Annotated in this window: 5 protein-coding genes and 1 pseudogene; 3 read left to right on the top strand and 3 right to left on the bottom strand. The window is 69.9% G+C overall.

The genetic code is table 11. The features are described from left to right. Nucleotides 1–674: fatty acid desaturase family protein (locus HKK72_RS38545; RefSeq protein ID WP_187239317.1), on the top strand; the 674-nt coding region annotated here is incomplete at its 5' end. A gap of 172 nt (nucleotides 675–846) precedes the next feature. Here HKK72_RS38545 and HKK72_RS42590 read toward each other — a convergent pair. Together HKK72_RS42590 and HKK72_RS43055 are read right to left on the bottom strand one after the other, a co-directional pair. After that, nucleotides 847–987, bottom strand: coding sequence for a hypothetical protein (locus HKK72_RS42590; RefSeq protein ID WP_315987662.1), 141 nt, complete (start codon nucleotides 985–987; stop codon nucleotides 847–849). A gap of 80 nt (nucleotides 988–1,067) precedes the next feature. Further along, nucleotides 1,068–1,199, bottom strand: a pseudogene (locus HKK72_RS43055) (hypothetical protein); the annotation flags it as partial. On the opposite strand from HKK72_RS43055, the gene HKK72_RS42585 reads away from it, so the two are divergent. Further along, nucleotides 1,184–1,669 carry an MFS transporter gene (locus HKK72_RS42585; RefSeq protein WP_410050388.1) on the top strand — a complete coding sequence of 162 codons (486 nt, stop codon included), beginning with the start codon at nucleotides 1,184–1,186 and terminating at the stop codon, nucleotides 1,667–1,669. The pseudogene HKK72_RS43055 and the gene HKK72_RS42585 sit on opposite strands and share 16 nt — an antisense overlap. Continuing rightward, nucleotides 1,615–2,142 (top strand): MFS transporter, encoded by a 528-nt coding sequence (locus HKK72_RS41905; protein WP_410050389.1) that lies wholly within the window; start codon nucleotides 1,615–1,617, stop codon nucleotides 2,140–2,142. The genes HKK72_RS42585 and HKK72_RS41905 overlap by 55 nt, the downstream gene beginning before the upstream one ends. Nucleotides 2,143–2,291: 149 nt before the next feature. Here the strand turns inward: HKK72_RS41905 and HKK72_RS38530 are convergent. Beyond that, nucleotides 2,292–2,495: FCD domain-containing protein (locus tag HKK72_RS38530; protein WP_187239315.1), on the bottom strand; the 204-nt coding region annotated here is incomplete at its 5' end.

Below are 2,495 nucleotides of genomic sequence, written 5' to 3'. Positions count from 1 at the left end.
AGAGCTTCACGGGCTACCGCGCCTCGCATCTGGGCGAACACCACGGACGGCTGGGCGACCCCGCCAGAGATCCCGACTACCTGCAGTACCAGCGGTATCTGCTGTGCGGGGAGAACCTCAGCCGCGAGGCGCTGAAGCGGCATCTGCTGACTGTCGCCGGCCTGCGCTCCACGCTGTCCTACATCGGCTATCTGTTGCGCGAGCGGATCCTGACCAGCGGTGAGAAGACCCGCGAACGCTGGTTCCGGATCGTCTTGACCGCGTTGGTCGTCGGAGTGACGGCGGCGACCGGGCGCCTCGATCTCGTCCTGCTGTACTGGATCGTCCCGCTCATCACGACGCAGGTCTGGCTCGGCTCCATCGCCGAGCTGCTCGAGCACTACCCGGTGATCGAGACGGCCCCGCGGATCGACATCTACATGTCGTGGAACCGGCACTACAGCCCGATGGCCCGGTTCCTGCTGGGGGAGAAGGAGGGCGAGGGCTACCACCTCGTCCACCATCTGTTCCCGCGCGTTCCGCTCTGGCGGCTGAAGGAGGTCGACAGGATTCTTCTTCGCGACCCCGAGTACGCCGCCCTGCAGCGCCTCGAGGGCGTCTACGCCGCCATGTCGAGCATCTACGCTCTCCTGCCCGAGCGCAGGGGAGCCGTGGCCGGCGGCGCCACGAGCTGACGACATCGCCCGAGCCGCCGGCGCCGATCACAGGTGCCGGCGGCCGGCGTCTCGTCACCCGGACGTCGAAGAAGGGCCGTCCGGTGCCGTGTCGCGACGGCGGACGGCGTCGAGATAGCCGCTGATGGCGTCGCGGTTCCTGGTCAGGCAGCGGATGCGCGAGTCCATTTGCTCACGGTGACGCTCGAGCGATGCGATCAGCTCGGGGGGTCGCGTCGTTGACGTGGATCGTGCAGGGATCGTCGAGGCAGGGGAGGATCTGCTTGATGATCTTGGTTGGCAGCCCGGCGTCGAGCAGCCCACGGATCTGCACGACGCGCTCGACGAGGCACTCGGCGTAGTCGCGGTAGCCGTTCGCCGCGCGCGGTCGGGGGCGAGCAGTTCCTGTTCTTCGTAGTAGCGCAGCAGACGCGTGGGCACCTTCGTGCGCTCGGCCACTCTCCGATCCTCACGGCGACGCCCCTCTCCAAGCCCGGCCCTTTCCGCGCCCGACTTTCCTTCACACCAGTGTGAACGTTCGAGCATGGTCGCATGACCGTACGGAGACCGCCGGCAGTCGCTGCCACCCTGGCCGTGCTCTCGCTCGCCCAGTCGGCGGAGCGGCGGGCGATGGAACGGTGCTCCTGGCCGCGCGCGGCACACAGGGACTCGGCGCGGCGCTGCTGCAACCCGCTGTGCTCGGTCTCATCGGTACGACGTTCCCCGCGGGGCCGGCGCGCGGCAGGGCGCTGGCGGTCTGGGGATCGGTCGGAGCGTCGGGGCTCGCCGCCGGTGCCATCCTCGGCGGCCTGCTCACCACGGCGTCGTGGCGGCTCACCTTCGTCATCAACGTCCCGCTCACGCTCTTGTGCGCGCTGGGGGCGGCCCGCTGGATCGGCTCGGTTCGGGCTCCGGCCGGGGATGGAGCTCCACGGCGACCCTCGGCTGCCTCGGGCTCGCGCTGCTGCTGTTCCTCGGGTTCGTCCGCAACGAGAACACCTCGCGCACTGTTCTGATCGAGCCCGTCCTGCGGCGCACGGGATCGTTGCGCGTCGGTGCTGCGGCGACCGCGCTCTACATGGCGAGCGTGGGGTCTGAGTTCTACCTGCTCGCCCTTCTCCTGCAGTCCATGAAGGGATACCCGCCATTGCGGGCAGGGCTCGCGTTCCTTCCGCTGGCCCTGATGGTGACGGCGGGCAGCATGGCGGCGGGTCGCGCCGTGCGCCGCTTCGGTCCGGCCGGCGTGCTCGTCGGTGGGTTCGCCACCGCCGCGCTGGGGCTGCTCTGGCTGTCACTCACCCTCTCCGGGGACACCTACGCCGTGGACCTGCTCCCTGGGGTGCTCCTGAGCGGATTCGGGCATGGGGTCATCTACACGTCGATGTTCATCATCGGTACCCACGACGTGCCGTCCGCGCATCAGGGCACGGCCGGGGCGTTGCTGACCACGTCCCAGTACCTCTCGGGCGCGCTCACCCTGCCGTCCTGACGCTCGTGCTCGGCCCGTCGTCGGCCACGCGGACTTCCGCGTCGCCTTCCTCCTCACCACCGTGGCGGCGGCTTCGGGACTGCTCCTGGTCGCAACATGGCGTCGTCGTCTCGACGCCCCCGGTCGGACGTGACCCGCCCGCACCTTCACTACGCCAGGCCGAGGGACGCGCGGGTGCCGGCGAGGTGCGTCCGCACGGCGACTCGCGCGCGATCGAGGTCTCTGGCGCTGATGGCGGCGGCGATCTCGGCGTGCTCGGCGAGGATCGCCTGCCGCCGGTCCGGGTCTCGCATCGTGGATTCGGCGATCATCCGCACCTGGCGGTCGCGCAGCGACACGTACAGGCCGGTGAA

The sequence above is a fragment of the Actinomadura sp. HBU206391 genome, from assembly GCF_014323665.1.
In the GTDB taxonomy this organism is placed as follows: Bacteria; Actinomycetota; Actinomycetes; order Streptosporangiales; family Streptosporangiaceae; genus Actinomadura_C.
Note: the sequence above shows the minus strand (reverse complement) of the source record. Positions and strands in the feature narration are given on the sequence as shown.